The sequence below is a fragment of the Corynebacterium afermentans subsp. afermentans genome (genome assembly GCF_030408355.1).
Classification (GTDB): domain Bacteria; phylum Actinomycetota; class Actinomycetes; order Mycobacteriales; family Mycobacteriaceae; genus Corynebacterium; species Corynebacterium afermentans.
The window spans coordinates 356,975-383,091 of the sequence record NZ_CP046606.1 but is presented as its reverse complement, the minus strand read 5'-3'; the positions used below and the strand labels follow the sequence as shown (position 1 = coordinate 383,091).

Genomic DNA, 26,117 nt, shown 5'->3' with positions numbered 1-26,117 from the left:
TCTGTTTACCTCCTCTTAGCGCTTCTTCGAGCGGCGACGCCGCACGATCATGTTGTTGGAATAACGGTTCGGGTTGCGGGTGCGGCCTTCCTTCTGGCCCCACGGCGACACCGGGTGGCGGCCACCCGAGGTCTTACCCTCGCCACCACCGTGCGGGTGGTCGACCGGGTTCATAACCACACCACGCACGGTCGGGCGCCAGCCCTTCCAGCGCATACGGCCGGCCTTGCCCCAACGGATGTTGATCTGGTCGGCGTTGCCGACCTCACCGATGGTGGCGCGGCAGCGGATGTCCACGCGGCGGATCTCGGAAGACGGCATACGCAGGACTGCGTAGTTGCCTTCCTTACCCAGCAGCTGAATGGAAGCGCCTGCAGAGCGGGCGAGCTTCGCACCAGCACCCGGCTTGAGCTCCACTGCGTGGATGGTCGTACCGGTCGGAATGTTGCGCAGCGGCAGGTTGTTACCGACCTTGATGTCGGCGTTCGGACCAGCCTCGACGATCGTGCCCTGGGTCAGGCCCTTCGGCGCGATGATGTAGCGCTTTTCGCCGTCGAAGTAGTGCAGCAGCGCAATGTTTGCGGTGCGGTTCGGGTCGTACTCGATGTGAGCGACCTTTGCCAGCACGCCGTCCTTGTCGGAGCGGCGGAAATCGATCACGCGCCAGCGACGCTTGTGGCCGCCGCCGCGGTGACGGGTGGTGATGTGGCCGTGGGAGTTACGGCCACCTTTCTTCGGGAGCGGGCGCAGCAGCGACTTTTCCGGGGTCGAGCGAGTGATCTCGTCGAACGCGGAAACGGAGCTGGCACGGCGACCCGGAGTTGTCGGCTTGTACTTACGAATAGCCATAATGGTTCCTTTTCTATCGTCCTCTTCGCTGTGCGATAGCCGTTAGGCCGTCGCACCTCCGAAGATGTCGATGGAGTCGCTGCCCTCGCGGAGCGTGACGTAGGCGCGCTTGGTGTCCTTGCGCTGGCCGTAGCCGGTGCGGGAACGCTTGCGCTTGCCCTCGCGGTTGACGGTGTTCACCGAAGCGACGTCGACGCCGAAGATCTGCTCCACGGCAATCTTGATTTGGGTCTTGTTGGCCGACGGAGCGACGAAGAACGTGTAGGTGTTCTGCTCCATCAGGCCGTAGCTCTTCTCAGAGAGCACGGGCGCGATGATGATGTCGCGCGGGTTCGCGATCTTAGCCATTTACTTCTCCTCCTCCGCAGCGGCGGTAGCGAGCTCCTTGCCGCGGTTGACGAAGGTGTGCAGCGCCTCGACCGAGAACACAACGTCGTCAGCGTTGAGCACGTCGTATGCGTTCAGCTGAGCCGGCTCAATGACGTGGACACCCGGCAGGTTCCTCGCGGAAAGACGGGAGTTCTGGTCATCACGGCCGATCACCAGCAGAACCGACTTGCGGTCCGTGAGGCGCTCGATGAAAGCGCGGGCGGACTTGGTCGACGGGGTCTGGCCCGGGACCAGGTCCTCCACGATGTGGATGCGCTCGTTCTGTGCGCGGTTGGTCAAAGCGCCTGCGAGGGCAGCCTTGATCATCTTCTTCGGGGTGCGCTGCGCGTAGGAACGCGGCTGCGGACCGTGCACGGTGCCACCGCCGGTGTAGTGCGGAGCACGGATGGAACCCTGGCGTGCGCGGCCGGTGCCCTTCTGGCGGAACGGCTTCTTACCGCCGCCGGCGACCATGCCGCGAGTCTTCGTCGCGTGGGTGCCCTGGCGTGCGGCAGCAAGCTGTGCGTTCACAACCTGGTGCATCAGCGCCACGGATGCCTCACGGTCGAAGAACTCGGCCGGGAGATCGACAGAGCCCTTGGTGGCTCCGTCAGCGGTGTGGACGTCAAGCGTCAGGTTCGTCATGCGTGAGCACCGCCCTTCACTGCGGTCTTGACGGTAACAACGGAACCCTTAGCGCCCGGGATGGCGCCCTTGATCAGGATGAGGTTGTTGTCGCCGTCGATGCGTTGGATCTTCAGGTTCTGGGTGGTAACGCGGTTACCGCCCATGCGGCCTGCCATGCGCGTGCCCTTGAACACGCGGCCCGGGGTTGCGCAGCCGCCGATGGAGCCCACGCGGCGGTGCGCAGCCTGGTTACCGTGTGCGGCACCCTGGCCGGCAAAGCCGTGGCGCTTCATAGCGCCGGCGTAGCCGTGGCCCTTGGTGGTGCCGGCGACATCCACGTAAGTGTCGCCCTCGAAGATGGTTGCGTTGAATTCCTGGCCGAGTTCGTAGCCCGAGGTGTCATCCATGCGGATCTCGGTGACGAAACGGCGCGGGTTCACGCCGGCCTTCTTGAAGTGGCCGGCCTGCGGCTTCTTTGCCTTACGGGGATCGATGTCGCCGTAGGCGATCTGGATGGCAGAGTAGCCATCGGTCTCAGGGGTACGGATCTGGGTGACCACGCACGGCCCAGCTTCGACGACGGTAACCGGGATAACTCGGTTGTCTTCGTCGAAGATCTGGGTCATGCCGAGCTTCTTGCCCAGAATGCCCTTGATCTGGTTCTCAGACATGTTGTTAGTTCTCCACTACTTGCGTTGGGGATTGCTCTACTGGATGTTCACGTCGACGCTTGCTGGCAGGTCGATGCGCATGAGCGCGTCCACCGTCTTGGGCGTCGGGTCGAGAATGTCGATGAGGCGCTTGTGAGTGCGCATCTCGAAGTGCTCGCGAGAATCCTTGTACTTGTGGGGAGAACGAATAACGGCGTACACGTTCTTCTGAGTGGGCAACGGCACCGGGCCAACGACGCGGGCACCCGTGCGGGTGACCGTCTCGACGATCTTCTTCGCGGATGCGTCGATCGCCTCGTGGTCGTAAGCCTTGAGCCTGATGCGGATCTTCTGTCCCGCCACGCTTACCTCTTCCTCGCATCCCCACGTTCGTCCTTCTCTCTCCCGCTCGTTTCGAACGGAGTGAGAAACGGGCGAAGCGGTGGGGTTTGTAGCTTCTAGTTTCTCTATAACGTTGTCCGGGCTGGGCCCATGGCTCAACGCCAGTGTCGTTTCTGACTGTCATGACACGTCCGGAAGGTGACCGAGCAAATTCATGCTGTTTCAGTGCTTCCGCCAAGGCGTGCCCGTCTATAAGCACATGCCTGGGTGTCAGACTCGGAAGGGCGCGTGACCCTTGCGTACTGCCGCTGTGAATTTGCCATGGCCCTTCTCCGGTTCTTCCGGTTGGAAGGTGTCATGTTTGCCTGGCCACCGGCCGGTTTGCTCCGGCCCATGTCAAGGCAACCCGGGTATTAAAACACAAGGTTGCGGTAAGCACAAGCCCGCTTCTCGACGAACCTTCGGCCAGGCCCGGATTATTTCAACTTGATATCACCTTCTTCTCAGCCCGGCTCTACCTGAAATATGTGTGTACCCTTTATTTCCAGGCCGTGCGCTTCGTAAATAAGGACGCGCGGATTCACAGTTTTTACAGAACGAAAGGACCGTCATGGCCGACAAGAACATCACCGAGACCTCTGCAAACACCCCGAACACTGCTGCAGCGAAGACCGACGCAAACACCCCGGCTTCCACCTCCACCGCCGTGGAGCCGGAGCAGGTTCGCCCGCGCAACGAAAACCTGGAGACCGAGCACGGCTCCACCGTCATCGACGACAACGTTGTGGGCAAGATCGCAGGCATCGCTGCCCGTGAGGTCTCCGGCGTGAATAACCTCGGCGGCGGTGCAGCCCGCATGTGGGGCGCTGTACGCGAGTCCCTGACCTCCTCCACCAACGTCCAGCAGGGCGTCAACGTCGCTGTCGAGGACGGCCACGCTTCCGTCGCAGTTGCCATCATCGCCGAGTACGGCGTTGCTATCCACGAGCTCGCGAACGCTATCCGCGAGAACGTCACCGTTGCCATCACCCGCATGACCGGCCTGATCGTGGACCGCGTCGATGTCACCGTGCACGACGTGCACCTGCCGGAGCAGGAGGGCGCTGAGCAGTACGAGGAAACCAACTCCAACGCCAACTACCAGGCCGTCAACCAGCCGATCAACCAGTAAGCCATGGCGTACACCCCCGTTAGCCGCGAGGTTGCGGAGGGCGTCCGCGATGCCGCCGTCGCCGTCGACGGGGTCGCCGCATTGCACGGCGGCCGTGTCGGCGAGATTGCGACCTACCTGCCCAACGCCCGCATCGAAGGCTTGAAGGCCATTTCGCGGGACGGCCGAACCGGATTTGAAGTCCACTTCGTCTTCGATGTCGCGTCCGGCCGCAAGGTGCAGGACGTGGCCGAGGATGTCCGCGCGGCTGTGCTCGGCGCATCCGACGCGGAGTTCGTGGACGTTGTCGCAGGCGACGCACAGTAGCGATGCCCGCCCCAACCTCATAACCCGAAACGTGGTTTTATTATGAATCTTTTTGCTAACAAGGCGCTGACCGGCATTCTTATTGGTGTTGTGGTCGCCTTCTTTGTCACCTTCGGCGGTTGGCCGGGCCTGCTCTGGCTGCTGCTGTTCACAATCATCGGCGGGGTTGTCGGGGCCCAGCTCGACGGCCGTCTGGATCTGTCCGCGGCCCTGAGTAACGGCACCGGCAGAGGCCGAAGCTAATGGATAATTCCTTCTACCACGTCAGTGAGCGCACCATCGAGCGTGTCGCTGAGGTGGCAGCTGCGGCGGTTCCGGGTTGCCGGACTATCGACGCAAAGTTGGCCGGGCTCGCGGGACGAAGCTTCCCGCGGATCAACGCCCGGTTGGACCAGGCGACGGGCACAGTGGCGGTGGACACCGAAATTGCCACCTCCTACCCCGCCCCGGTTGCTGCCATCACCGACGCAGTGCGCGCGACCATCATCGCGCACATTCGCACGCTGGTGGGCCTTGACGTCTCCCGCGTGAAGGTCACCGTGGCCAATGTGGAAACTCTCCCCGACACCGGCCGCGTCACCTGGGACCAGGTGGCGGAGCACGAGGCTTTCGTGATCCCGACCCCCATCGAGGTCTCCCCGACCCACGTGGAGCACCCCACGACGAAACCGCTCCAGCAGCTCGCGCCCGTCAAGGCGCGCTCGCTTGTCGACGACATGCGTGACGTCGTTGTCCCCGCCCCGATCGAGGTGGACCACCCCGGCCAGCCGGATCCGGTGCACGCGGCAAGCGTTGCAGCCCCGGAGCCGGTGCGAACGTTCTCCCCCGAGGTACCGGAGCCGCAGCGCCTCGCTGCCATCCACACCTCGCAGACGGAAGCGCGCGTGCCGTTCCCGCCGGAGCCGATCCGCCCGTGGGCGCCGCAGGCGAACGGGGTTATCCCCCGTCACCCGCAGCTGCCTCCGCTGCAGACGCTCAAGCCTGTGGACATCAAGCGTTTCGCACAGCCCCGCGATGTCCCTATGCCGAACCGCGCACCGCTGAAGGAGATCACGGTCAACCGCCCGCCGCTCAAACCCATCGTGGTGGAGCCGGCGCCGCGCGCCCCGTTCTCGTCCGCGCCCGCGCCGCGGCCGGTGATTGTGCCCAAGGCACCAGCACCGAAGCCGCTGAAGCAGATCACGATTGAACCGGTGGTGAAGTACTATGACCGCTCCCGCTAACAAGGCGCCCACTAACGCAGCTGTCGGCCCGCACCCGGGCGATGAGCCGCTGGGCAACCCGGCATCGCGCTGGTTTGCGGTGCTGATCAGCCTGATTTTGCTCTCGCTGGCTGGTGTGGCTGCTCGCGACCTGTGGTACCACTTCTACGGCGATGAAGCCCCGTCGGATTCCTGGCTGGGCCGCACCTGGGATTTCCTCGGTTCCTTCGCAGCAGATGTCACCGCGGTAGTGGTGGGCATCCTCCTTGTGCTCGTAGGTTTGATCCTCCTGTTCTTCTCGTTCAAACCGCGCCCGCACGGGCACGTGCGCGTGAACTCGCCCGCCTCCGTTTGGACCCGCCCGGTGGACATCGCCCGCAAGACGACGTTCACTACCCGCGGCGATCTCGGCGGCGAGCAGGTGAGCACGAAGGCGAACCGGAAGTCCGTGAAGGTACAGGTGGTCGAGGATGGCTCCGGCTCGGCGATGCAGGAACGCATCACTCGTGCGCTGAACGACGAGTTCCGTGTGCTCAAGACGCCGCCGGCGGTGTCCGTGAAGTTGCTGCCCAGCCCAGCCGCGCAACAGGTCGCCGCGCAGCGCACTAACGCGCCTCAGCCGACGGCCGGATCCGCTTCGGCCGAGACGACCCCGGAGGTGTCGCGATGACTAAGACGCTCAGCTTCTTTAACCGCCTGGCGGTTTTTCTGCTTGGCCTGCTGCTGATTCTCGCCGGCCTCTTCCCGATCGCCGAGTACTGGCAGATCCCGTACCTGGTCGACGCGGCCGATTTCGTCGACCGCACCCGACTGATCGACCTGGGCTACCAGGACTTCTACGTCACCGCCCTGATCATCGGCGCTGTCATTTCAGCGATCCTGGGCCTGTGGATCCTGCTGGCCAATATCCGGTCCCGCGCGTTTTCGAACCGCGGCATCCTGCCGGCTGACCCGGAGCACGGCGAGACCATTATCAACGTCCAGCGTGTGTCTGAGGCGGCCTGCACTTCCCTGGAGCACGCAGGCGAGATCCGCCGCGCTTCCTCCAAGGTGGCGATGGTGGGCAAGCGCCCTACCGCGACGTTTACCGTCTTCGCCAACCCGGAGTACCCGTTCGATGACGTCGTACGCGTCATCGAAGGCGCGGACCAGGATTTCCGCGAAGCAAGCCACACCATGGAAATCGACACGGTGTGGAAGCTCCACCTGGACCGGATTACCGCCTAGCGCTCCAATTCCAGCACGAGCTTGACCAGCCCCAGCGTGCGCGGCTTCCCGCCGCCCGCTGGGGCTATTTCCATCTCCGCGCCAGGCTCGCAGCGCAAAATGTCGCTCCAGGCGAGACGTTCACTCACCACGCTGCGTCTTCCCATTCGCCAGATGCGGATGCGCTGCCCGACCACGGCCCGCGCACCATCGTCGAAAAGCACTAGCCATCGCCTGTTGCCCACGTCCGCTCGCGGGGTGCTTATCGACGCCTCCGGTGCCCCCTCCAACCGCGTTAACAAAGACACGATCCCCAGGCGGTGCTCAACCCCCTCAGCGTCAGCGATAACCAGCGGTAGGCCGGGGCCCGCCTTGCGCATCCCGCCCATGCGCCACACCGCCGGCATGCGCTCGGGGTCGGCGTCGTTTCGCACCACCACATATCTGTTCGTGATTGTGACTAGATGGGGCGGGTTGACGGTGGTGATGGCGTGGGAGCCGGAGGTGGCGTCGATAATCGAGGGATGTTCGCGCTCCATCGCGGTGAGCAACTCGACGGCTTCCTCGTCTGTTGTGCCCCAGCCCAGGCCGCTGTTCTCCAGTACCCCGATCAGTTGGGCGAGCGTGAGGTCCGGCTGTCCTTCCCAGGCGCGCTGCAGCGCCTCGATCAGACGTGGGATATGGGTCGGGTCATGCACACCGATGAGCCTATCGCATGCGAAAAGCCGCCCTCCCCAGCGGGAAAGGCGGCTTTTTACGTCAGCTGGTTACACCAAAAGTGGAATTAGTCCAGGATCTTGGTGACGCGGCCAGCGCCGACGGTGCGGGAGCCCTCGCGGATAGCGAAGCGCAGGCCCTCGTCCATAGCGACCGGCTGGATCAGCTCGACGGACATCTCGACGTTGTCGCCCGGCATGACCATCTCGGTGCCCTCCGGCAGCTTCACAACACCGGTCACGTCGGTGGTGCGGAAGTAGAACTGCGGACGGTAGTTGTCGAAGAACGGGGTGTGGCGGCCGCCCTCGTCCTTGGCCAGGACGTAGACGGAACCCTCGAACTTGGAGTGCGGGGTGTAAGCGCCCGGTGCGATGACGACCTGGCCACGCTCGACGTCCTCACGCTTCAGACCGCGGAGCAGCAGAGCTGCGTTGTCGCCAGCCTCAGCGGTGTCGAGAAGCTTGTTGAACATCTCGATGGAGGTGACGGTGGTCTTGGTGGCCTTGTCGCGGATGCCGATGATCTCAACGTCGTCGTTGAGGTTGAGCACGCCACGCTCCACACGACCGGTAACCACGGTGCCGCGGCCGGAAATGGTGAAGATGTCCTCGACCGGCATCAGGAACGGCTTGTCGGTCTCGCGCTCCGGATCCGGGATGGAGTCGTCGCAAGCCTGCATGAGGTCAACGACGGACTGAACCCACTTCTCCTCGCCCTCGAGAGCCTTCAGAGCGGAGATGTGAACGATCGGTGCTTCCTCGTCGTACTCCTGCTCAGCCAGCAGCTCGCGGACCTCCATCTCGACGAGCTCGATGATCTCTTCGTCGTCGACCATGTCGCACTTGTTCAGTGCAACGAGGATGTACGGAACGCCAACCTGGCGGGCCAGCAGCACGTGCTCGCGGGTCTGCGGCATCGGGCCGTCGGTAGCAGCAACCACGAGGATTGCGCCGTCCATCTGAGCAGCGCCGGTAATCATGTTCTTGATGTAGTCGGCGTGGCCCGGGGCGTCAACGTGAGCGTAGTGGCGCTTCGGGGTGTTGTACTCCACGTGGGAGATGTTGATGGTGATGCCGCGCTCGCGCTCCTCCGGAGCCTTATCGATCATCGCGTAGTCGAAGGCCTTGTTCTCCTCCGGGTAAGCATCAGCCAGCACCTTGGTGATAGCGGCGGTGGTGGTGGTCTTGCCGTGGTCGACGTGACCGATGGTGCCGATGTTCACGTGCGGCTTAGAGCGCTCGAACTTTTCCTTTGCCACTGTTGTCCTCCTGGACTTCATGGTGACTACGACCTTCGCAGCCACGTGGTTTACATACGCCCCGGCCCGCGCCCATCGCAGGGCACGGATACGGGAGCCATTTCACAATGTGCCAGTTACAAGATCCTAGGTTTCCAGCGGCCGTTTTTCAAACCGGCCTTGCCGTTTCCCCCGGGATCGACCTAGAGGGTAACGGCCGGCTCAGACACCGCTCACCTTGTCGGTTCTTGCGGTATCTCAGCGCGGCCGCTGCCCTCCGTTCTCCCTATCCCGCGGGGTAGACCCGCACCGCTGGCACGCGGTGCGGCCCGTTGAGAAGGGAGGGCGGCGACTATTTAGTTGCCGTTGCGCTCGTCGATAATCTCCTGAGCCACGGACTGCGGAACCTCAGCGTAGGAGTCGAACACCATGGTGAAGTTCGCGCGGCCAGCGGTGGAGGAACGCAGGTCGCCGATGTAGCCGAACATCTCGGACAGCGGCACCTTTGCCTTGACAACCTTCGCACCGGAGCGGTCCTCCATTGCGAAGACCTGGCCACGGCGGGAGCTGATGTCACCGTTGACGGTGCCCATGTACTCCTCCGGGGTCACAACCTCGACGGCCATGACCGGCTCGAGCAGGACCGGCTTCGCCTTAGCGACAGCCTCCTTCAGCACCTGGGAACCAGCGAGCTTGAACGCCATCTCCGAGGAGTCGACGTCGTGGTACGCACCGTCCTCGAGGGTGGCCTTGATGTTCACCAGCGGATAGCCGGCGAGGAAGCCGTACTGCATCGCGTCCTGGATACCAGCGTCGACGGACGGGATGTACTCCTTCGGCACGCGGCCACCGGTGACGGCGTTCTCGAACTTGTAGGAAGTGGACTCGCCCTCTTCCAGCTCCTCCGGGTCCGGGGAGTACGGCTCGATGGTGACGATGACCTTCGCGAACTGGCCGGAACCACCGGTCTGCTTCTTGTGGGTGTAGTCCAGGGACTCGACCTTCTTGCGGATGGTCTCGCGGTACGCAACCTGCGGGGAGCCGATGTTCGCCTCGACCTTGAACTCGCGCTTCATGCGGTCCACCAGCACGTCGAGGTGCAGCTCGCCCATGCCGCCGATGACGGTCTGGCCGGTCTCCTCGTCCAGCTGGACGGTGAAGGTCGGGTCCTCCTCGGCAAGCTTCTGGATAGCGGTGCCCAGCTTCTCCTGGTCAGCCTTGGTCTTCGGCTCGATGGCCACCTGGATCACCGGATCCGGGAAGTCCATGGACTCGAGGATGATCGGGTGGTCCGGGTTGCACAGGGTGTCGCCCGTGGTGGTTTCCTTCAGGCCGATGAACGCGTAGATGTTGCCGGCGTCGGCGTGCTCGACCGGGTTCTCCTTGTTCGCGTGCATCTGGAAGAGCTTGCCCACGCGCTCCTTCTTGGACTTCGTGGAGTTGAGCATCTGCTCGCCCGGGATTGCCTGGCCGGAGTAGACGCGCACGTAGGTGAGCTTGCCGAAGAACGGGTGGACGGCGATCTTGAACGCCAGAGCGGAGAACGGCTCCTCGACGGACGGCTTACGGGTCAGTTCCTCTTCGCCGTTGACGGAGGTGCCGTGTACCTCGCCGATGTCCAGCGGGCTCGGCAGGTAAGCGACGACAGCGTCGAGGATCGGCTCGATGCCCTTGTTGCGGTATGCGGTGCCGCAGAACACCGGGTAGATCTCGGAAGCAATGGTCATCTTGCGGATGGCTGCCTGGATCTCTTCCTTCGTCAGCTCCTCGCCGCCGAAGTACTTTTCCATGAGCTCCTCGTCGGACTCAGCGACGGCCTCGAGCAGCTTCTCGCGGTACTCCTCAGCCTTCTCCTTGAGATCCTCCGGGATCTCCTCGATCTGCGGCGGGGTGCCGGTCTCGACCTTGCCCGGCCACATGAGCGCCTTCATGTCGATGAGGTCGACAACGCCGTCGAAGTTGTCCTCAGCGCCGATCGGGAGCTGCATGACCAACGGCTTCGCGCCGAGGCGGTCGACGATGGTGCCGACGGTGTAGTAAAAGTCAGCGCCCAGCTTGTCCATCTTGTTGACGAAGCAGATACGCGGGACGTCGTACTTGGCGGCCTGTCGCCACACCTGCTCGGACTGCGGCTCCACACCTTCCTTGCCGTCGAACACGGCCACAGCGCCGTCGAGCACGCGCAGGGAGCGCTCCACCTCAACGGTGAAGTCCACGTGACCCGGGGTGTCGATGATATTGATCTGGTTGTTGTTCCAGAAGCAGGTAACAGCGGCGGACGTAATGGTGATGCCGCGCTCCTTCTCCTGCTCCATCCAGTCAGTGGTGGCGCCACCGTCGTGGGTCTCGCCAACCTTGCGGTTGAGACCCGTGTAGAAGAGGATGCGCTCGGTAGTGGTGGTCTTACCGGCGTCAATGTGGGCCATGATGCCGATGTTGCGGACCTTGTTCAGATCCTTAAGCACTTCTTGTGCCACGTTAAATACCCCAACTTTGAAGTCGTCGACGCCTGTCGGCGCCTATGTCGGTCAGTTGTCCTTTGTCAATTCTGCCACTTCATCGCGGAAGTGGCAGCGTGAGGTTCGACTCAGCTGGAAAAACCCGGAAACGCACCAGCTCGCTCCACGTGGAAGCGGGTATGCAGTTTCCGGGTGTCCATGCGTCGCCTTGCTCCAGCGATTACCAGCGGTAGTGGGCGAAAGCGCGGTTGGCCTCGGCCATCTTGTGGGTGTCCTCGCGGCGCTTCACGGAGGCGCCGAGACCGTTGGAAGCATCCAGGATCTCGTTGGCGAGGCGCTCCATCATGGAGTTCTCGCGACGCTGGCGGGTGAAGGTGACCAGCCAACGCAGGGCGAGGGTGGTGGAGCGGGCCGGCTTGACGTCCACCGGCACCTGGTAGGTCGCGCCACCGACACGGCGGGAACGAACCTCGAGGTCCGGGCGGATGTTGCCGATTGCCTTTTCCAGGGTGCCAACCGGATCGGTGCCGGTCTTCTCGCGGCACTGCTCGAGAGCGCCGTAGACGATGCGCTCTGCGGTGGCCTTCTTGCCGTCCCGCAGGATCTTGTTCACGAGCATGGTGACCAGCTCGGAATTGTAAACCGGATCCTTAACGACGGGACGCTTCGGTGCTTGCTGCTTACGCATTGATTACTGTCCCTTCTTTGCGCCGTAACGGGAGCGAGCCTGCTTGCGGTCCTTCACACCCTGGGTATCCAGAGCGCCGCGGACAATCTTGTAGCGCACACCCGGCAGGTCCTTCACACGACCGCCGCGCACGAGCACCATGGAGTGCTCCTGCAGGTTGTGGCCCTCGCCCGGGATGTATGCGGAAACCTCGATGCCGGAGGTCAGGCGCACACGGGCGACCTTACGCAGAGCAGAGTTCGGCTTCTTCGGAGTGGTGGTGTACACGCGGGTGCACACGCCGCGGCGCTGCGGGGAACCCTTCAGCGCAGCGGTTGCCACCTTGGTGGACTTATCGTGGCGGCCCTTGCGGACCAGCTGCTGAATAGTAGGCATTCACGCTCTTTCTGTTAGCGCTTCCCGCTCACACCCGGCCATACATGCAAAAATGGGGGCTCTTCTTCGGGGCCCTGCCGATTGCATGAACTGCCGTGTGAACGAGTCGCTCGGAGTTCGTAGTACTTCGCACCGCATGGTACGGGCGAAACCTCGTCAAAACTACATCACGCCACATATCACAAGCAAATCGCTTATCGACGTCAGCTCCGCCCCTCTACCCTTATAGCCATGAGCGAGCCAAATCCTCCCCGCACCCGCCTATCCGGTTCCCAGCGCAACGACATAGCCACCCGCCTCCAGGACGCCTTCGCCGACGGGCAGCTGAGCGTCTCCGAGTTCTACGAACGCTCCCGCGCCCTGTACGCCGCTACCTACTCAGACGAGCTGCCGGCGCTGGTGGACGACCTCTCCCCCGCGACCCCCTCTGCATCTGCACCCGCGTCTCGCGGTTACGTCACGGGCGAGGACGGTGGGAGCGCCTTTTCCCTATCGCTCATGGGTGGTAGCGACCGCATGGGCCAGTGGCTCGTCGCCCCGATGCACACCTCCGTGGCGGTGATGGGTGGAAACACCATCGACCTGCGCGAGGCTCGCCTCGCTGCCCAGGAGACCGTCATCAACGCCGTCACGCTGATGGGCGGGGTGGAGATCATCGTGCCGGAGGACGTCCGCGTCATCGACAACGGCGCAAGCCTCATGGGCGGATTCGAGGCCCGTGACCACGAATCCTGCACTCTCCCCCTCGCCGACCTCCCCGCCGACGCCCCGGTGATCCGCGTGCGCGGCTTGGCCTTCATGGGCGGGGTAGAGATCATCCGCGCGGCCCGCGGCGCCCACGTGAAGTAGAACGCCGATACACTACTTTTATGCGTCAGCGCGAAATCGCGTATCCAGATTCGCCGATTCGAAGGTCAGTCGTCGAAGTCTTCGCCATCCCCTCTCAAGCGCTGCGTTTACTCTGGCGCCACCTGCCCCAACTAATCACCGCAGTCTGCTTGGGCCTTGCCGGACGCCAAGCTGTCATCTGGATCGCGGTCGGCGTCTCGTCGTTCAGTTCGCTCGCAGCGATGCTAATCATGCCCCTCGCACCAGCATGCGTGATGGCATCGATGATTTTTGCTTTTTGGTTCGTCCAACCCTCGCTTTTCCACCTGGGAAACGATTCGTGGTCCCCACCCCGGCAAGCAAGCCAGTCTTATTGGCTCTCGGTCGGCACTCTCCTCGTGCCATTCTTGGGCGCGTATTCAACGCATGGAATGCTTGGTGACGATCTAACGTCATTCCGCTACGCAGCGACCACAACAGAAATCATCAACCGAGGCTATGATGCCGATACCTCGCGCTCGTTCATCAATGATCTGACTGTTTTAGTGGTGCTCGTAGGTGTCACAATCATCCTTCGGCGAGTGGTTGGTTATGTGATATCGAGAAAGGGACCAACCCACCTACTAGCGCTTTTTTCGGCTTACCTCGAAGTGCTATGGATGGCAACGGGATCAGCATTTCTCACACGCCAAATTGAACGATGGGTTACGAACCGGCGCAACATTGCTCCAACGGTGCAGAATATCCGCGACATTTCTAGTGGTTTGAGTTCAAATACTGATGGCTTACTCCTCCAGATTGCAGCTTGGATTTCCATCCATTGGCCTCTTCTTCTTCAATTCGTAGCTGTACCGACTGCTTGGCTCACCCTAGCGGTACTCGTATTGGGCACTTCAGCTGCGCCAAACTGCGAAACCGGCCAACAGCCACGCCCCCTTTCATCCCGTAGTTCCCTGCCATCAGTTATGGGCACGTTCAAAGCAACTTGGAGGGGCTTACGGGTACTCGCGCAGCCAGGGTTGTTTTCGGTAGCACTATTCTGTTTGATATTTACCCTCACCAACTTTGTTGAGATCGGGGTGATTCATCTTGGTCGGGCGATGGTTGGCCCGCTTGACGTGCTGGCAAGTGAGGTTGCAGCATCCTACATCCTCATAGCGGCCAAAACCGCCTACCTAGTAGTAGTTGTCTGTCTTGTCGCGTCGGCGGTTGATTACTTCTCGAGACCTGCCAACCACCTCGAAAGTTCATCGAGCTAAGTAGCGTCTCCCAGCAATTCGTCTAAAAATGGCGCGTTTTCCGGCAACTCCAAAGTTATGTAGTGTGGCGGGCTCCAGCCAAAATGAAACTCTGTCGGCCGCACTCCGTCCGGCATCGAGACAGCTATAAACCGGTCCCAAGTCTCCGGACGTGGAAACTCGTTTTCTAACTTGCCATCGAGCCAGTTGTATCGAGGGCCGCTTTGCATGGGTGGAGTGCAAGTTGGGGAGATTCTTACCTCATCTGGACGTACGGCTGAAGCACCTCCAAAACTGTCACCTGTAAGTTTCTCGCTGAGTTCGTAATGCCTCCCATCGGCCCCCGAGAACCACACCTGGCAACCTGAAAGCAGAGAATTGGTGGGGGCCTTCCACTTCGTATAGAGGACCCACCCATCGAATCCATCCGGGACAAACACGTCGAGATCGTTCTCATCATCGACCTGCTCGAAGCCTTTTATCTCAACAATCGCTGTCCGCGGCAGGCCGGCAGCGTTTTCGACCTCATTCACAGGCAAACTGAAACGACTGGCACCCTCCTTATCAAGGTTGTGTTCTCGAGTCCACGACCATGGCTGGTAAATGGTGAAATACGGTCTCGATGATGAAGCGAACATTAACGCTACGGCGACCAACGCACTTACCCACCAGGTCTTCTTCATAAGATGACGTTCTCCCTCTCGAGACTGGTCTCTTCAACAAACTCCATCTCGGACAACGGCAGAACAACCAGAGGGCTCATCTTTGTGTTCGTCCGAGCGAGCACCAGATCTGCCTCGCGGATACTTTCCGTCCCCATATCTGCTGGGATTTCGAAAACTAAGGTGCAATCTTCGGCCAGCCCCGGGTATCCAATGCCACAGGTATACGTCATGGGATTGATTGAATAGAACACTGTCCCGTTCTCATCCTCGATCACGCCGGACAGAGGGATCGAACCGTCTGCTTTTCGAGAGAAGTCGATCACCAGCCATTTTCCATTCGTCTTGGTGCCATTAACAACATCACTGAGGCTTGCGCTCATTTTGCTAATCTCACCGATCAAGGGCGCATTGTTACCGTAATCAAAGGTGCCGAATACAAGATCATGTGGATCCGCTATGCGCTCTTGGATCAACATCCCAATGAACAAAACGACGGACGCTGCTACCGCGACCGAAGCTGTACGAATAATGTCGCAAAAACTCTTCACCTGAGAATCAACTCGCCCACAACGTCCCCCTTCCACCACCCGACGGATCCATCGAGAGGAGTCTTGCGATATTCGCGTGACCAAAATCGAAGCGTATCGGCATCCGCCACGTTGTAGGCCTGGTTTTCGAAGTCAAGTTGATCAGTCAAAACTAAGATCGCCTCTATAGATACACCCGGATTTAAAACTGGGCTAATCCCTAGTGGAACCTCAGTCAAGGGGGCTGTGGATTCACGCCGATAAAGATGCTTAGACACCTGCGGCTGTTCGCCTTTGCCACGATTCGAATGCATTAGGTCAATCCCCTGAGTAAAACGAGATGCTCCCATGGGAATCGACGATTCGTTAGTAACATCCATTTCAACGATGCGGGCACCGTCCACGACGTAACTCCGGTAAACTTCAATGCTCAGTGGCGAAGCGCGCAGCCTTACAGGCTGTATCCCCTCCTGGGTGGCCGACAATTCCGCAACAACCATCGTTTCCGGTTTCGCTGCGCGGAAGCCACCGCTGAGGCCCGCTGCTCCCAGCAGCGTTACAAAAGCGGCGACCACCGCCACATTAGTCCTAGTTACGCTCATTTTAGTTTCGAGCGATGACTCCATCCGCACACCAAGATTCTAGGTGAAGCCTCGACTCAAAGTGCTATGGAAACGAAAAAACGCCCGGCTCCCCTTTTGCGGGGAGGCCGGGCGCTTTCTACGCAGACCTAGCTAAAAGCCAGAGTGCTGGGTCTTGCGTTTACAGCTCCTCGAAGCCGAACTCGTCCATCGGCACGGAGGCGCCGGTGAACTCGCCGTAGCCCTCGTCGCCGTAGATGGAGTCGCCGAACGTCGGGATGGAGTACGCCGCAGAGCGTGCAGCCTCGGTCGGCTTGACCTGGATGTTGCGGTAGCGGGAAATGCCCGTACCGGCCGGGATCAGCTTGCCGATGATCACGTTCTCCTTCAGGCCGATCAGCTTGTCGGAGCGCTTGTTAATCGCGGCGTCCGTGAGCACGCGGGTGGTCTCCTGGAAGGAGGCCGCCGACAGCCAGGACTCCGTGGCCAGCGAGGCCTTGGTGATGCCCATGATCTCGGAGCGCATCTCCGCCGGCTCGCCGCCGTCCGCCACAGCTGCGGCGTTGACCTGGCGCGCCTCGGACAGATCCACCAGAGTGCCCGGCAGGAACTCCGTGGAACCGGAGTCGATGACGGTGCCGCGACGCAGCATCTGGCGGATGATGATCTCGATGTGCTTGTCGTGGATGGACACACCCTGGGTGCGGTACACGGCCTGCACCTCGTCGATCAGGTGCTTCTCCACACCACGGCGGCCGAGGACCTCGAGCACGTCGTGCGGGTCGGCAGCGCCGCGGAGCAGGCGCTCGCCCACCTCGACGTGGTCGCCCTCGCGCAGGCCGCGCTCGATCATGGCGTCCGGGTTGGACTCCATCGGGCGGCGCACCTGGGCCAGGCCCTGGCGCTTGGACAGCTTCTCGTAGACCACCACGTCGGAGCCGTCATCCGGGTGGATGGTCAGGGTCCAGAAGTTGCCCTCGTCCTCGAGCGAGATCGTGCCAGCAACGGACGCGATCGGGGCACGGTTCTTCGGCACACGGGCCTCGAACAGCTCCTGCACACGCGGCAGACCACCGGTGATGTCGCCGCCGACGCCGCCCTGGTGGAAGGTACGCATGGTCAGCTGCGTACCCGGCTCACCAATGGACTGCGCGGCCACGATGCCGACGGCCTCGCCGATGTCGACGAGCTGGCCGGACGCCATGGACTTGCCGTAGCACTTGGCGCAGACACCGGTCGGGGTCTGGCAGGTCAGCACGGAGCGGACCTTGATCTGGGTGACACCGGCTGCCACGAGCTCGTCGATACGCTCCTCGGTCAGTTCGGCACCAGCCTCGGCGATGACCTTGTCGTCGGAGTCCTTGACATCGGCCGTCAGGACACGGCCGGACACGGAGGTCTCGACCAGGTCGTGGCGCACGAAAGAGTCGCCGGACTCGACCGCAACGGGCACCCTGACGCCCTGGCGGGTGCCACAGTCCTCTTCGCGGACGATGACGTCCTGCGCCACGTCCACCAGACGACGGGTGAGATAGCCGGAGTCCGCGGTACGAAGCGCGGTATCGGCCAGGCCCTTACGGGAACCGTGGGAGTTGTTGAAGTACTCCATCACGGACAGGCCCTCGCGGAAGGAGGTCTTGATGGGGCGGGTGATGTACTCGCCGCGCGAATTCACGACCATGCCCTTCATGCCGGCCAGGGTCCAGATCTGGCGCATGTTACCGGCAGCACCGGACTTCACGATCATCGGAATCGGGTTGTGGTCCGGGTACAGGTCCTCCACGGCCTGACCCACCTTGTTGGTGGCGTCCTGCCACAGTTCGACCAGGCGGTCGTAACGGTTCTCCTCGGTCAGCGCACCCTTCTCCCAGAACTTGCGCTCGATGGCCTCGGCTTCCTTCTCGTACTGCTCGAGGACCTCGGTCTTGTTCGGGAGGATGAGCACGTCGGCCATGGAGATGGTGATGCCGGAACGCGTGGCCCAGTAGAAGCCGGCGTCCTTCATCTTGTCCAGCACCTGAGCGACGGTGATCATCGGGTACTTCTCCACCATCGACTGGATGATGTCGCCGAGCAGCACCTTGCCGCCGCCACCGCCCTTACGGACCATGGCGCCTTCCTGGTACGGGAAGTTAAACGGCAGCAGCTCGTTGAACATGATCCGGCCGAGGGTGGTCTCGGTGGTCCATGCCTGGCCCTTCGACCAGCCGTTCGGGAACTGCTCCTGCTCGATCTCCGGCGTCGGACGCAGGTGGTCGATGCGCACCTGGATCGGCGCCTGCAGGCCCAAAACACCCAGGTCGTAGGCCATGATGGCCTCGCGGTAGGACGAGTAGACGCCACGGGCCGGGCCGTTGTCGTCGGCAGGTGCGTACGCGCCCTCGCCGCCGATCTCCTGCGGGCTCTTCTCCATGGTCAGGAAGTACAGGCCGGTGACCATGTCGAGGCGCGGTATAGCCAGCGGTTTGCCAGACGCCGGGGACAGGATGTTGTTCGACGACAGCATGAGCACGCGGGCCTCAGCCTGCGCCTCGGCGGACAGCGGCAGGTGGACTGCCATCTGGTCGCCGTCGAAGTCGGCGTTGAACGCCTCACAGGCCAGCGGGTGCAGCTGGATGGCCTTACCTTCGACCAGCTTCGGCTCGAAGGCCTGGATACCCAGGCGGTGCAGCGTCGGTGCGCGGTTGAGCAGCACCGGGTGCTCCGAAATCGCCTCTTCCAGCACGTCCCACACCTCGGGGCGCTGGCGCTCCACCATGCGCTTGGCGGACTTGATGTTCTGCGCGTAGTCGTTGTCCACCAGGCGCTTCATCACGAACGGCTTGAACAGCTCGAGCGCCATACGCTTCGGCAGACCGCACTCGTGCAGCTTCAGCTGCGGGCCGACAATAATCACGGAACGGCCGGAGTAGTCCACACGCTTGCCCAGCAGGTTCTGGCGGAAGCGGCCCTGCTTGCCCTTGAGCAGATCGGACAGGGACTTCAGCGGACGGGTGCCCGGGCCGGTGACCGGACGGCCGCGGCGGCCGTTGTCGAACAGGGCGTCAACGGACTCCTGCAGCATGCGCTTTTCGTTGTTCACGATGATCTCGGGCGCGCCCAGGTCGATCATGCGCTTCAAACGGTTGTTGCGGTTGATCACGCGACGGTACAGGTCGTTCAGATCCGAGGTGGCGAAGCGGCCACCGTCGAGCTGGACCATCGGGCGCAGCTCCGGCGGGATCACCGGGATCGCGTCCAGGATCATGCCGGCCGGGTCGTTGCCGGAGCGCTGGAAGGCCGCGACGACGCGCAGGCGCTTCAGCGCGCGGACCTTCTTCTGGCCCTTGCCCTCGGCGATGATGCCGCGCAGCTCCTCAGCCTCAGCCTCCAGGTCGAAGTTGCGGATCAGGGTCTGGATCGCCTCGGCGCCCATGCCGCCGGTGAAGTAGTCCTCGTAGCGGTCGACGAGCTCCTCGTAGAGGTTTTCGTCGATGATCATCTGCTTCGGCGCGAGCTTCTGGAAGGTGGTCCAGATCTCGTCTAGGCGCTCAACCTCGCGCTCGCCGGCCTCGCGCATGTGCTGCATTTCCTTGTCCGCAGCGTTTTGCACCTTCTTGCGGGCAGCAGCGGTCGCACCGGAAGCCTCGAGCTCGGCGAGGTCCTCCTCCAGCTTCTGCGCGCGGTCCGCAATCTCGGAGTTGGTGTCGTCCTCGACATCTTTCTTCTCCATCAACATCTCCGCCTCAAGGGTGGACATGTCGGTGTGGCGGGCCTCTTCGTCAACGGAGGTGACGATGTTCGCCGCGAAGTAGATGATGCGCTCGAGGTCCTTCGGTGCCAGGTCGAGCAGGTAGCCCAGGCGGGACGGGACACCCTTGAAGTACCAGATGTGCGTCACCGGAGCGGCCAGCTCGATGTGGCCCATGCGCTCGCGGCGCACCTTGGACTTGGTCACCTCAACGCCGCAGCGCTCACAGATGATGCCCTTGTAGCGGACACGCTTGTACTTGCCGCAGGCGCACTCCCAGTCGCGGGTCGGGCCGAAGATGCGCTCGCAGAACAGGCCATCCTTTTCCGGCTTGAGGGTGCGGTAGTTAATGGTCTCGGGCTTCTTCACCTCGCCGTGGGACCAACGGCGGATGTCGTCGGCGGTGGCCAGGCCGATGCGAAGCTCGTCGAAGAGGTTTACGTCAAACACGTAAAAGTTCCTTTTCTTCTAGATGTGTGCTGTTCGTTCGTCGTGCCGTCGAAAAGCAATTGCTTCACGACGGCTACCTGGCGCTTAGGCGGTGTCCGCCGCTGCACCCTCGTCACGGGAAAGGTTGATGCCAAGCGAGGAGCCGGCCTGATCGAACTCGTCGTCGTCGCCGTCGAGCTCCATCGGGGTGCCGTCGGTGGAGAGGACCTCCACGTTCAAGCACAGGGACTGCAGCTCCTTGAGCAGCACCTTGAAGGACTCCGGAATGCCCGGATCCGGGATGTTGTCGCCCTTCACAATGGCCTCGTAGACCTTCACGCGGCCCACCACGTCATCGGACTTGATGGTCAAAAGCTCCTGCAGGGTGTAGGCGGCGCCGTATGCCTGCATCGCCCACACCTCCATCTCGCCGAAGCGCTGGCCGCCGAACTGGGCCTTACCGCCCAGCGGCTGCTGCGTAATCATGGAGTACGGGCCGGTGGAACGGGCGTGGATCTTCTCGTCCACCAGGTGGTGCAGCTTGAGCATGTACATGTAGCCGACGGAAATCGGGTACTTGTACGGCTCGCCGGAACGGCCGTCGAACAGGGTGGTCTTGCCCTCGCCGTCGACCATGACGTCACCGTCGCGGTTCGGCTTGGTGTTTGCCAAAAGGCCTGCGATCTCCTCGTTGGTCGCGCCGTCGAACACCGGGGTTGCGGTGAGCGAATCCGCGGGCACGTCGTAGAGGTGCTCCGGCAGGGTCTCGAGCAGCTTGGCGTTTGCCGGGTCGTCCGGGTTGACGGTCCAGCCGGCCTTCGCCAGCCAGCCGAGGTGGATCTCCAGGACCTGGCCGATGTTCATACGACGCGGCACACCGTGGGTGTTCAGGATGATGTCCACCTGGGTGCCGTCAGCCATGAACGGCATGTCCTCCTGCGGCAGGATCTTGCCCACGACACCCTTGTTGCCGTGGCGGCCGGCCATCTTGTCGCCGTCCTGGATCTTGCGCTTCTGAGCCACGTACACGCGGATCATCTCGTTGACACCCGGGGACAGATCGTCGTCGTCCTCGCGGGAGAAGCGGCGCACGGCAATGACCTTGCCCTGCTCGCCGTGCGGCACCTTCAGGGAGGTGTCGCGGACCTCGCGGGCCTTCTCGCCGAAGATGGCGCGCAGCAGGCGCTCCTCCGGGGTCAGCTCGGTCTCGCCCTTCGGGGTGACCTTGCCCACGAGGATGTCGCCGTCGCGCACGTCCGCGCCGATGCGGATGATGCCGCGCTCGTCCAGATCCTTGAGCACGTCTTCGGAGACGTTCGGGATCTCGCGGGTGATCTCCTCGGCACCGAGCTTGGTGTCGCGGGCGTCAATCTCGTGCTCCTCAATGTGCACGGAGGTGAGGATGTCTTCCTCCACCACGCGCTGGTTGAGGATGATGGCGTCCTCGTAGTTGTGGCCTTCCCACGGCATGAACGCAACCAGCAGGTTGCGGCCGAGCGCCATCTCGCCGTCCTTGGTGCCCGGGCCGTCAGCGATGACCTGGCCGGCCTCGACGCGGTCGCCCGCGGAGACAATCGGGGTCTGGTTGTAGCAGGTGCCCTGGTTGGTGCGCTCGAAGGTGCGCAGCATGTAGGTGTCGCGGCCGCCCTCATCGTCCATGACGGTGATGAAGTCGCCGGTGACGTTCTCGATCACGCCGGCCTTCTTGGAGATGACGGTGTCGCCCGCGTCGTACGCGGCGCGCTGCTCCATACCGGTGGCAACGTAGGCGGACTCGGCGCGCAGCAGCGGCACAGCCTGCTTCTGCATGTTCGCGCCCATCAGCGCACGGTTCGCGTCGTCGTGCTCCAGGAACGGAATCATCGCGGTAGCGACGGAAACCATCTGGCGCGGGGAGATGTCCAGGTAGTCAACGCCCTGCGGGCCGACAACGCCGATGTCGCCGTCCTTGAGACGGACCTCGATGCGCTCGCCGGTGAGGTTGTTGTCCTTGTCCATCGGGGTCGCGGCCTCGGCGATGGCGTAGCGGTCTTCCTCGTCGGCGGTGAGGTAGTCGATCTGGCCGGTGAGCTTGCCGTCGTTGACCTTCTGGTACGGCGTCTCGATGAAGCCGAAGGCGTTGACGCGCGCGTAGGTGGACAGCGCGCCGATCAGGCCAATGTTCGGGCCTTCCGGGGTCTCAACCGGGCACATTCGGCCGTAGTGCGACGGGTGCACGTCTCGCACCTCGATGCCGGCGCGCTCACGGCTCAAACCACCCGGGCCAAGCGCGGACAGGCGGCGCTTGTGGGTCAGGCCGGACAGGGAGTTGTTCTGGTCCATGAACTGCGACAGCTGCGAGGTACCGAAGAACTCGCGGATCGCAGCCGAAACCGGGCGCACGTTGATCAGGGACGTCGGGGTGATGGACTCCGCGTCCTGGGTGGTCATGCGCTCGCGCACGACGCGCTCCATACGCGACAGGCCGACGCGGACCTGGTTCTGGATCAGCTCGCCCACGGTGCGCAGGCGGCGGTTACCAAAGTGGTCGATGTCGTCGGTGTTGATCGGGATGATCTCGCCGGCCGGGGAGGTCATCTCGGTCTCGCCGGCGTGCAGACGCACGAGGTACTCGAGCGTGGTGGCGATGTCCTCTTCGGTCAGCGTCATCAGACCGTCATGGTCGCCGCCGAGGCCGAGCTTGCGGTTGGTCTTGTAGCGGCCCACCCGCGCGAGGTCGTAGCGCTTGGCCTTGAAGAAGGAGTTCTCCAGCAGGGACTGCGCAAGATCGCGCGTCGGCTGCTCGCCCGGGCGCTGCTTGCGGTAGATCTCCAACAGCGCCTCGTCGGTGTTGGACACACCGTCGTTTTCCAGGGTGGACATCATGATCTCGGAGAAGCCGAAGCGCTCCGTGATCTGCTCGGTGGTCCAGCCCAGCGCCTTCAGCAGCACGGTGACCGGCTGGCGGCGCTTGCGGTCGATGCGCACACCGACGGTGTCGCGCTTGTCCACGTCGAACTCCAGCCACGCGCCGCGCGACGGGATGACCTTCACGGAGTGCAGCGGGCGCTCCGTGGACTTGTCAATGGTCTCGTCGAAGTACACGCCCGGGGAGCGCACCAGCTGCGAGACGACGACACGCTCAGTGCCGTTGACAATGAAGGTGCCCTTGTCCGTCATCAGCGGGAAGTCGCCGATGAACACGGTCTGGGACTTGATCTCCTGCGTGTCGTTGTTGATGAACTCCGCGGTCACGTACAGCGGCGCGGAGTAGTTGATGTCTTTGTCCTTGCACTCGTCGATCGTGTACTTCACGTCTTCGAAGCGCGGCTCGGACAGCGTCAGGCTCATGTTGCCGGAGTAGTCCTCGATCGGGGAGAGCTCTTCGAGGATGTCCTCCAGGCCGGACGTGATGCGTGTATCGTCGCCGCGGTTGGCCTGCTCGCGCTCGCGCCACTCTTGCGTGCCGACGAGCCACGCAAACGATTCGAGCTGCACATCAAGAAGCCCCGGGACGGTGATCGGCTCATTAATCTTCGCGAACGAGTAACGTTCGGGAGCCCCGGGGGTATCAGCCATGTTCATGGTCTGGTCTGAGACTGCCAAGTTGGGTCCTTCCAGCACCTCTGGCGGAGGCTCGCCGCACCGCGTCTGGCTTCGCGGCCCGGCGGCGTTTCCGCAGGATAAGTTAGCATTCGGTCTGCATTCGGAAGACCCGCCCCCAGAGACAACAAAATCACCTTGTCAAATCGGGTTTTTTCGTTCCCGTTGCACAAGGCTCTCTATGCGTACTGCAGACGGCTTCCAGCGCAAAGAACAACCATAGAGTAATCTCCCCTGTTTGTAAAGGCCCCCGCCATCACTCCCGCCGGTCTGCCCGATGCCGTCTGGGCGACTCGTGCGGTTGCTGCCGGAAGCCTACCACCCGGCCCGCGCGCGCGGTCAATCGCGACGCGCCGCACGCCCCGGCCGCAGCGCACCCGCCAGGCCCGCAAGGCTCAGCGCTGCACCAATCCAGGCCAGCACGCGCCACAGCCCACGGTCCGCCGCGGCGGTCTGCGCATCATCCACTTTGCGCACAAGCTTCTCGACGTCCTGCCGGTCCATCACCCCGTCATAGGTGACCACGTTCTTCACGCCGTTGCCTTCTGCGTCGGCGTAGTAGTCGTCCACCTTCTCGTCGATGCCCACGACCACGCCGGTTTCCTGGTCCACCAGGATTACGCGCTCGGCGGCGTGGTGCAGGAAGGTGCGCTGCGGCTCGCCGTTTTCACCCTCGATTGTGAGCGTGTTGCGCGGGTCGGCGTAGCGCTTGGCCACGTTCGTCGGCGCAATGCGCTGGGTATAGCGGTGCACTACGCGCCCGGCGATCTCTTCCTCGCCAGAGAACTCCGCCGGCGCCGCGCCGCGGAGCACCGGGTCAAAGACCTGGACGGTGTCCTGCGGCGCGAGGGCGGGGAAGGTCAGCCACGCGCCGTCGATAGGCACCTGTGTTGCGGGCATGCCCATGATCATCTGCGCCTCCGCCGGGCCTTGCGCGGCGCCTGAGACGCGGTCTACGGCGTAGGACCACGTAGAGGCCGTCAGCAGGTCATTGAAATCGGAGCCAGACTCCCCCGCCCGCAGCGTGTCGCCCACGCGCACACTCGCCGAGTCACCGTCGGACGGCTCCTGAATCTCCATGTGCAGCTGACGCGTCACCGGCGCCGCCTCGCCGTCACGAGTGCCGTTCGGGTCCGTGATGGTCCACGTGGCCTCCCCCAGCGCCAGCGGCAGGCGGTTGCCCGAAAGCAGCACGCTCGGCGCCAGCAGCCCCGCCACCACCAGCGCAGCACCGACGCCGGCGAGCAAGACGTAGAGAATGCGGGAAGTGGGCAGCATGGTGGGCTACTTTACCGCAGCCACACACGCGAAACCCCCTCCGGTCGCGTGTGCGAACCGGAGGGGGTGATCGTCGTCAAGCAAAAAGCTCTTACTTGAGGGTGACCTTTGCGCCAGCCTCCTCGAGCTTGGTCTTGGCAGCCTCGGCGTCGTCCTTGTTGGCGCCCTCGAGGATTGCCTTCGGAGCACCCTCGACCATTTCCTTGGCGTCCTTCAGGCCCAGGCCCGGAACCAGCTCGCGGACAACCTTGATCACGCCGATCTTCTTGTCGCCAGCGTCCTCGAGAACGACGTCGAACTCGTCCTTCTCCTCAGCGGCAGCGTCGCCGCCAGCTGCCGGAGCGCCTGCAGCGACAGCAGCAACCGGAGCGGCTGCGGTCACGTCGAAGACCTCCTCGAACTCCTTCAGGAACTCGGAGAGCTCGATGAGGGTCATTTCCTTGAACTGCTCGATGAGCTCGTCCTTGGTGAGCTTAGCCATTGTGGCTTCCTTTCTGTTGGTGGGCGTTTACAACCCGGATGTAAAAGTGTGTTTATGCGGCTTCCTGCTTGTCCTGCAGTGCAGCGACAAGGCGGGCCGTCTTGGATGCCGGAGCCTGGAACAGGCCGGCTGCCTTTGCCAGAGAGCCCTCAAATGCGCCAGCGATCTTGGCCAGGGTGGTCTCGCGGTTGTCCATCTCGGCCAGAGCGTCGACCTGGGAAGCGTCCATGACGTTGCCGTCCATGTAGCCGCCCTTGATCACGAACGCGTCGTGGTCCTTGTTGAACTTCTTCATCACCTTCGCAGCGTCGACAGCAGCGTCGCCCTTGATGAACGCGACGGCGGTCGGGCCGGTGAGAAGATCATCGAGACCCTCGATACCCTGCTCGTTCGCAGCGATCTTGATGAGGGTGTTCTTGGCGACGTGGTACTCGACATCGAAACCCATATCGCCGCGCAGCTGCTGCAGCTGGCCGACGGTCAGGCCACGGTACTCAGTCAGCACGAGGGAATCCGCCTCAGCGAACTTCTCCTTCAGAGCTGCAAGTTCCGCAGTGTTCTTCGGGTTTGCCATGACACA

26 protein-coding genes are annotated in these 26,117 nt (G+C 62.7%); 8 read left to right on the top strand and 18 right to left on the bottom strand.

Features of this window, described 5'->3' with window-relative positions; all coding sequences use genetic code 11:
- Positions 1-15: 15 nt before the first annotated feature.
- The 5 genes from rplB to rpsJ are packed head-to-tail and all read right to left on the bottom strand — an operon-like array spanning position 16 to position 2,858.
- Positions 16-849 carry a 50S ribosomal protein L2 gene (gene rplB, locus CAFEA_RS01720; RefSeq protein ID WP_034997234.1) on the bottom strand — a complete coding sequence of 278 codons (834 nt, stop codon included), beginning with the start codon at positions 847-849 and terminating at the stop codon, positions 16-18.
- Positions 850-891: 42 nt separating this feature from the next.
- Positions 892-1,197, bottom strand: coding sequence for a 50S ribosomal protein L23 (gene rplW, locus CAFEA_RS01715; RefSeq protein ID WP_034997232.1), 306 nt, complete (start codon positions 1,195-1,197; stop codon positions 892-894).
- Positions 1,198-1,863 carry a 50S ribosomal protein L4 gene (gene rplD / locus CAFEA_RS01710; protein ID WP_034997230.1) on the bottom strand — a complete coding sequence of 222 codons (666 nt, stop codon included), beginning with the start codon at positions 1,861-1,863 and terminating at the stop codon, positions 1,198-1,200.
- A complete protein-coding gene (gene rplC, locus CAFEA_RS01705; RefSeq protein ID WP_034997229.1) occupies positions 1,860-2,516 on the bottom strand; it encodes a 50S ribosomal protein L3 in 657 nt (218 codons plus the stop codon). The genes rplD and rplC overlap by 4 nt, the downstream gene beginning before the upstream one ends.
- Before the next feature lie 36 nt (positions 2,517-2,552).
- Entirely contained in the window at positions 2,553-2,858 is a 306-nt protein-coding gene (gene rpsJ / locus CAFEA_RS01700) for a 30S ribosomal protein S10 (protein ID WP_034997227.1), read from the bottom strand.
- Positions 2,859-3,447: 589 nt separating this feature from the next.
- Here rpsJ and CAFEA_RS01695 point away from each other — a divergent pair.
- Genes CAFEA_RS01695 through CAFEA_RS01670 form a run of 6 tightly spaced genes read left to right on the top strand, consistent with a single transcriptional unit; the run spans position 3,448 to position 6,743 of the window.
- Positions 3,448-4,008: an Asp23/Gls24 family envelope stress response protein gene (locus CAFEA_RS01695; RefSeq protein WP_081634358.1), complete on the top strand. Its 561-nt coding sequence runs from the start codon at positions 3,448-3,450 to the stop codon at positions 4,006-4,008.
- Between the two features lie 3 nt (positions 4,009-4,011).
- Positions 4,012-4,314 carry a hypothetical protein gene (locus CAFEA_RS01690; protein WP_034997225.1) on the top strand — a complete coding sequence of 101 codons (303 nt, stop codon included), beginning with the start codon at positions 4,012-4,014 and terminating at the stop codon, positions 4,312-4,314.
- A gap of 42 nt (positions 4,315-4,356) precedes the next feature.
- Positions 4,357-4,557, top strand: a complete 201-nt coding sequence (locus tag CAFEA_RS01685) for a hypothetical protein (protein ID WP_034997223.1) — start codon at positions 4,357-4,359, stop codon at positions 4,555-4,557.
- Entirely contained in the window at positions 4,557-5,537 is a 981-nt protein-coding gene (locus CAFEA_RS01680) for an Asp23/Gls24 family envelope stress response protein (protein ID WP_063937592.1), read from the top strand. Before CAFEA_RS01685 ends, CAFEA_RS01680 begins: the two co-directional genes overlap by 1 nt.
- Positions 5,521-6,186: a hypothetical protein gene (locus CAFEA_RS01675; RefSeq protein WP_063937594.1), complete on the top strand. Its 666-nt coding sequence runs from the start codon at positions 5,521-5,523 to the stop codon at positions 6,184-6,186. Before CAFEA_RS01680 ends, CAFEA_RS01675 begins: the two co-directional genes overlap by 17 nt.
- The gene (locus CAFEA_RS01670) at positions 6,183-6,743 is read left to right on the top strand and encodes a hypothetical protein (protein ID WP_063937596.1); all 561 of its coding nucleotides are present in this window, start codon (positions 6,183-6,185) and stop codon (positions 6,741-6,743) included. Before CAFEA_RS01675 ends, CAFEA_RS01670 begins: the two co-directional genes overlap by 4 nt.
- Here the strand turns inward: CAFEA_RS01670 and CAFEA_RS01665 are convergent.
- From CAFEA_RS01665 to rpsL, 5 genes are all read right to left on the bottom strand, one after another.
- Positions 6,740-7,420 carry a hypothetical protein gene (locus CAFEA_RS01665; protein ID WP_063937598.1) on the bottom strand — a complete coding sequence of 227 codons (681 nt, stop codon included), beginning with the start codon at positions 7,418-7,420 and terminating at the stop codon, positions 6,740-6,742. The two genes, CAFEA_RS01670 and CAFEA_RS01665, sit on opposite strands and share 4 nt — an antisense overlap.
- Before the next feature lie 86 nt (positions 7,421-7,506).
- Entirely contained in the window at positions 7,507-8,697 is a 1,191-nt protein-coding gene (gene tuf, locus CAFEA_RS01660) for an elongation factor Tu (protein WP_034997213.1), read from the bottom strand.
- Positions 8,698-9,032: 335 nt separating this feature from the next.
- A complete protein-coding gene (gene fusA, locus CAFEA_RS01655) occupies positions 9,033-11,153 on the bottom strand; it encodes an elongation factor G (protein ID WP_034997211.1) in 2,121 nt (706 codons plus the stop codon).
- 202 nt (positions 11,154-11,355) lie between these two features.
- Positions 11,356-11,823, bottom strand: coding sequence for a 30S ribosomal protein S7 (gene rpsG / locus CAFEA_RS01650; protein WP_034997209.1), 468 nt, complete (start codon positions 11,821-11,823; stop codon positions 11,356-11,358).
- Positions 11,824-11,826: 3 nt separating this feature from the next.
- A complete protein-coding gene (gene rpsL, locus CAFEA_RS01645) occupies positions 11,827-12,198 on the bottom strand; it encodes a 30S ribosomal protein S12 (protein ID WP_034997208.1) in 372 nt (123 codons plus the stop codon).
- A 231-nt stretch (positions 12,199-12,429) separates the two neighbouring features.
- On the opposite strand from rpsL, the gene CAFEA_RS01640 reads away from it, so the two are divergent.
- Positions 12,430-13,047, top strand: a complete 618-nt coding sequence (locus tag CAFEA_RS01640; RefSeq protein ID WP_063937600.1) for a DUF1707 SHOCT-like domain-containing protein — start codon at positions 12,430-12,432, stop codon at positions 13,045-13,047.
- 20 nt (positions 13,048-13,067) lie between these two features.
- Positions 13,068-14,285, top strand: coding sequence for a hypothetical protein (locus CAFEA_RS01635; RefSeq protein ID WP_143313267.1), 1,218 nt, complete (start codon positions 13,068-13,070; stop codon positions 14,283-14,285).
- Here CAFEA_RS01635 and CAFEA_RS01630 read toward each other — a convergent pair.
- The 8 genes from CAFEA_RS01630 to rplJ all read right to left on the bottom strand — a co-directional run bounded on the left by CAFEA_RS01630 (position 14,282) and on the right by rplJ (position 26,111).
- Positions 14,282-14,947, bottom strand: coding sequence for a hypothetical protein (locus CAFEA_RS01630; protein ID WP_143313269.1), 666 nt, complete (start codon positions 14,945-14,947; stop codon positions 14,282-14,284). The genes CAFEA_RS01635 and CAFEA_RS01630 overlap by 4 nt on opposite strands.
- Positions 14,944-15,405 carry a hypothetical protein gene (locus CAFEA_RS01625; RefSeq protein ID WP_290183578.1) on the bottom strand — a complete coding sequence of 154 codons (462 nt, stop codon included), beginning with the start codon at positions 15,403-15,405 and terminating at the stop codon, positions 14,944-14,946. The genes CAFEA_RS01630 and CAFEA_RS01625 overlap by 4 nt, the downstream gene beginning before the upstream one ends.
- A gap of 68 nt (positions 15,406-15,473) precedes the next feature.
- Positions 15,474-16,082 (bottom strand): hypothetical protein, encoded by a 609-nt coding sequence (locus tag CAFEA_RS01620; protein ID WP_143313272.1) that lies wholly within the window; start codon positions 16,080-16,082, stop codon positions 15,474-15,476.
- Positions 16,083-16,218: 136 nt separating this feature from the next.
- Positions 16,219-20,217 (bottom strand): DNA-directed RNA polymerase subunit beta', encoded by a 3,999-nt coding sequence (locus CAFEA_RS01615; protein WP_063937606.1) that lies wholly within the window; start codon positions 20,215-20,217, stop codon positions 16,219-16,221.
- 84 nt (positions 20,218-20,301) lie between these two features.
- Positions 20,302-23,799 (bottom strand): DNA-directed RNA polymerase subunit beta, encoded by a 3,498-nt coding sequence (gene rpoB, locus CAFEA_RS01610; RefSeq protein WP_034997202.1) that lies wholly within the window; start codon positions 23,797-23,799, stop codon positions 20,302-20,304.
- Positions 23,800-24,117: 318 nt separating this feature from the next.
- Positions 24,118-25,056: a cell envelope lipid trafficking protein PgfA gene (gene pgfA, locus CAFEA_RS01605; RefSeq protein ID WP_063937608.1), complete on the bottom strand. Its 939-nt coding sequence runs from the start codon at positions 25,054-25,056 to the stop codon at positions 24,118-24,120.
- A gap of 91 nt (positions 25,057-25,147) precedes the next feature.
- Positions 25,148-25,537, bottom strand: a complete 390-nt coding sequence (gene rplL / locus CAFEA_RS01600; protein WP_063937610.1) for a 50S ribosomal protein L7/L12 — start codon at positions 25,535-25,537, stop codon at positions 25,148-25,150.
- Positions 25,538-25,589: 52 nt separating this feature from the next.
- Entirely contained in the window at positions 25,590-26,111 is a 522-nt protein-coding gene (gene rplJ / locus CAFEA_RS01595) for a 50S ribosomal protein L10 (protein WP_034997196.1), read from the bottom strand.
- Positions 26,112-26,117 lie beyond the last annotated feature (6 nt).

Excerpts from the sequence above, each read along its gene's own strand:
- rplW (WP_034997232.1), bottom strand. The coding sequence starts at position 1,197 with ATGGCTAAGATCGCGAACCCGCGCGACATCATCATCGCGCCCGTGCTC.
- rpsL (WP_034997208.1), bottom strand. The coding sequence starts at position 12,198 with ATGCCTACTATTCAGCAGCTGGTCCGCAAGGGCCGCCACGATAAGTCC.
- rplC (WP_034997229.1), bottom strand. The coding sequence starts at position 2,516 with ATGTCTGAGAACCAGATCAAGGGCATTCTGGGCAAGAAGCTCGGCATG.
- rplJ (WP_034997196.1), bottom strand. The coding sequence starts at position 26,111 with ATGGCAAACCCGAAGAACACTGCGGAACTTGCAGCTCTGAAGGAGAAG.
- CAFEA_RS01625 (WP_290183578.1), bottom strand. The coding sequence starts at position 15,405 with ATGTTGATCCAAGAGCGCATAGCGGATCCACATGATCTTGTATTCGGC.
- rplD (WP_034997230.1), bottom strand. The coding sequence starts at position 1,863 with ATGACGAACCTGACGCTTGACGTCCACACCGCTGACGGAGCCACCAAG.
- CAFEA_RS01635 (WP_143313267.1), top strand. The coding sequence starts at position 13,068 with ATGCGTCAGCGCGAAATCGCGTATCCAGATTCGCCGATTCGAAGGTCA.
- rplL (WP_063937610.1), bottom strand. The coding sequence starts at position 25,537 with ATGGCTAAGCTCACCAAGGACGAGCTCATCGAGCAGTTCAAGGAAATG.
- rpsG (WP_034997209.1), bottom strand. The coding sequence starts at position 11,823 with ATGCGTAAGCAGCAAGCACCGAAGCGTCCCGTCGTTAAGGATCCGGTT.
- CAFEA_RS01680 (WP_063937592.1), top strand. The coding sequence starts at position 4,557 with ATGGATAATTCCTTCTACCACGTCAGTGAGCGCACCATCGAGCGTGTC.
- pgfA (WP_063937608.1), bottom strand. The coding sequence starts at position 25,056 with ATGCTGCCCACTTCCCGCATTCTCTACGTCTTGCTCGCCGGCGTCGGT.
- CAFEA_RS01690 (WP_034997225.1), top strand. The coding sequence starts at position 4,012 with ATGGCGTACACCCCCGTTAGCCGCGAGGTTGCGGAGGGCGTCCGCGAT.
- CAFEA_RS01620 (WP_143313272.1), bottom strand. The coding sequence starts at position 16,082 with ATGGAGTCATCGCTCGAAACTAAAATGAGCGTAACTAGGACTAATGTG.
- CAFEA_RS01630 (WP_143313269.1), bottom strand. The coding sequence starts at position 14,947 with ATGAAGAAGACCTGGTGGGTAAGTGCGTTGGTCGCCGTAGCGTTAATG.
- CAFEA_RS01670 (WP_063937596.1), top strand. The coding sequence starts at position 6,183 with ATGACTAAGACGCTCAGCTTCTTTAACCGCCTGGCGGTTTTTCTGCTT.
- CAFEA_RS01675 (WP_063937594.1), top strand. The coding sequence starts at position 5,521 with ATGACCGCTCCCGCTAACAAGGCGCCCACTAACGCAGCTGTCGGCCCG.
- CAFEA_RS01685 (WP_034997223.1), top strand. The coding sequence starts at position 4,357 with ATGAATCTTTTTGCTAACAAGGCGCTGACCGGCATTCTTATTGGTGTT.
- rplB (WP_034997234.1), bottom strand. The coding sequence starts at position 849 with ATGGCTATTCGTAAGTACAAGCCGACAACTCCGGGTCGCCGTGCCAGC.
- CAFEA_RS01640 (WP_063937600.1), top strand. The coding sequence starts at position 12,430 with ATGAGCGAGCCAAATCCTCCCCGCACCCGCCTATCCGGTTCCCAGCGC.
- CAFEA_RS01695 (WP_081634358.1), top strand. The coding sequence starts at position 3,448 with ATGGCCGACAAGAACATCACCGAGACCTCTGCAAACACCCCGAACACT.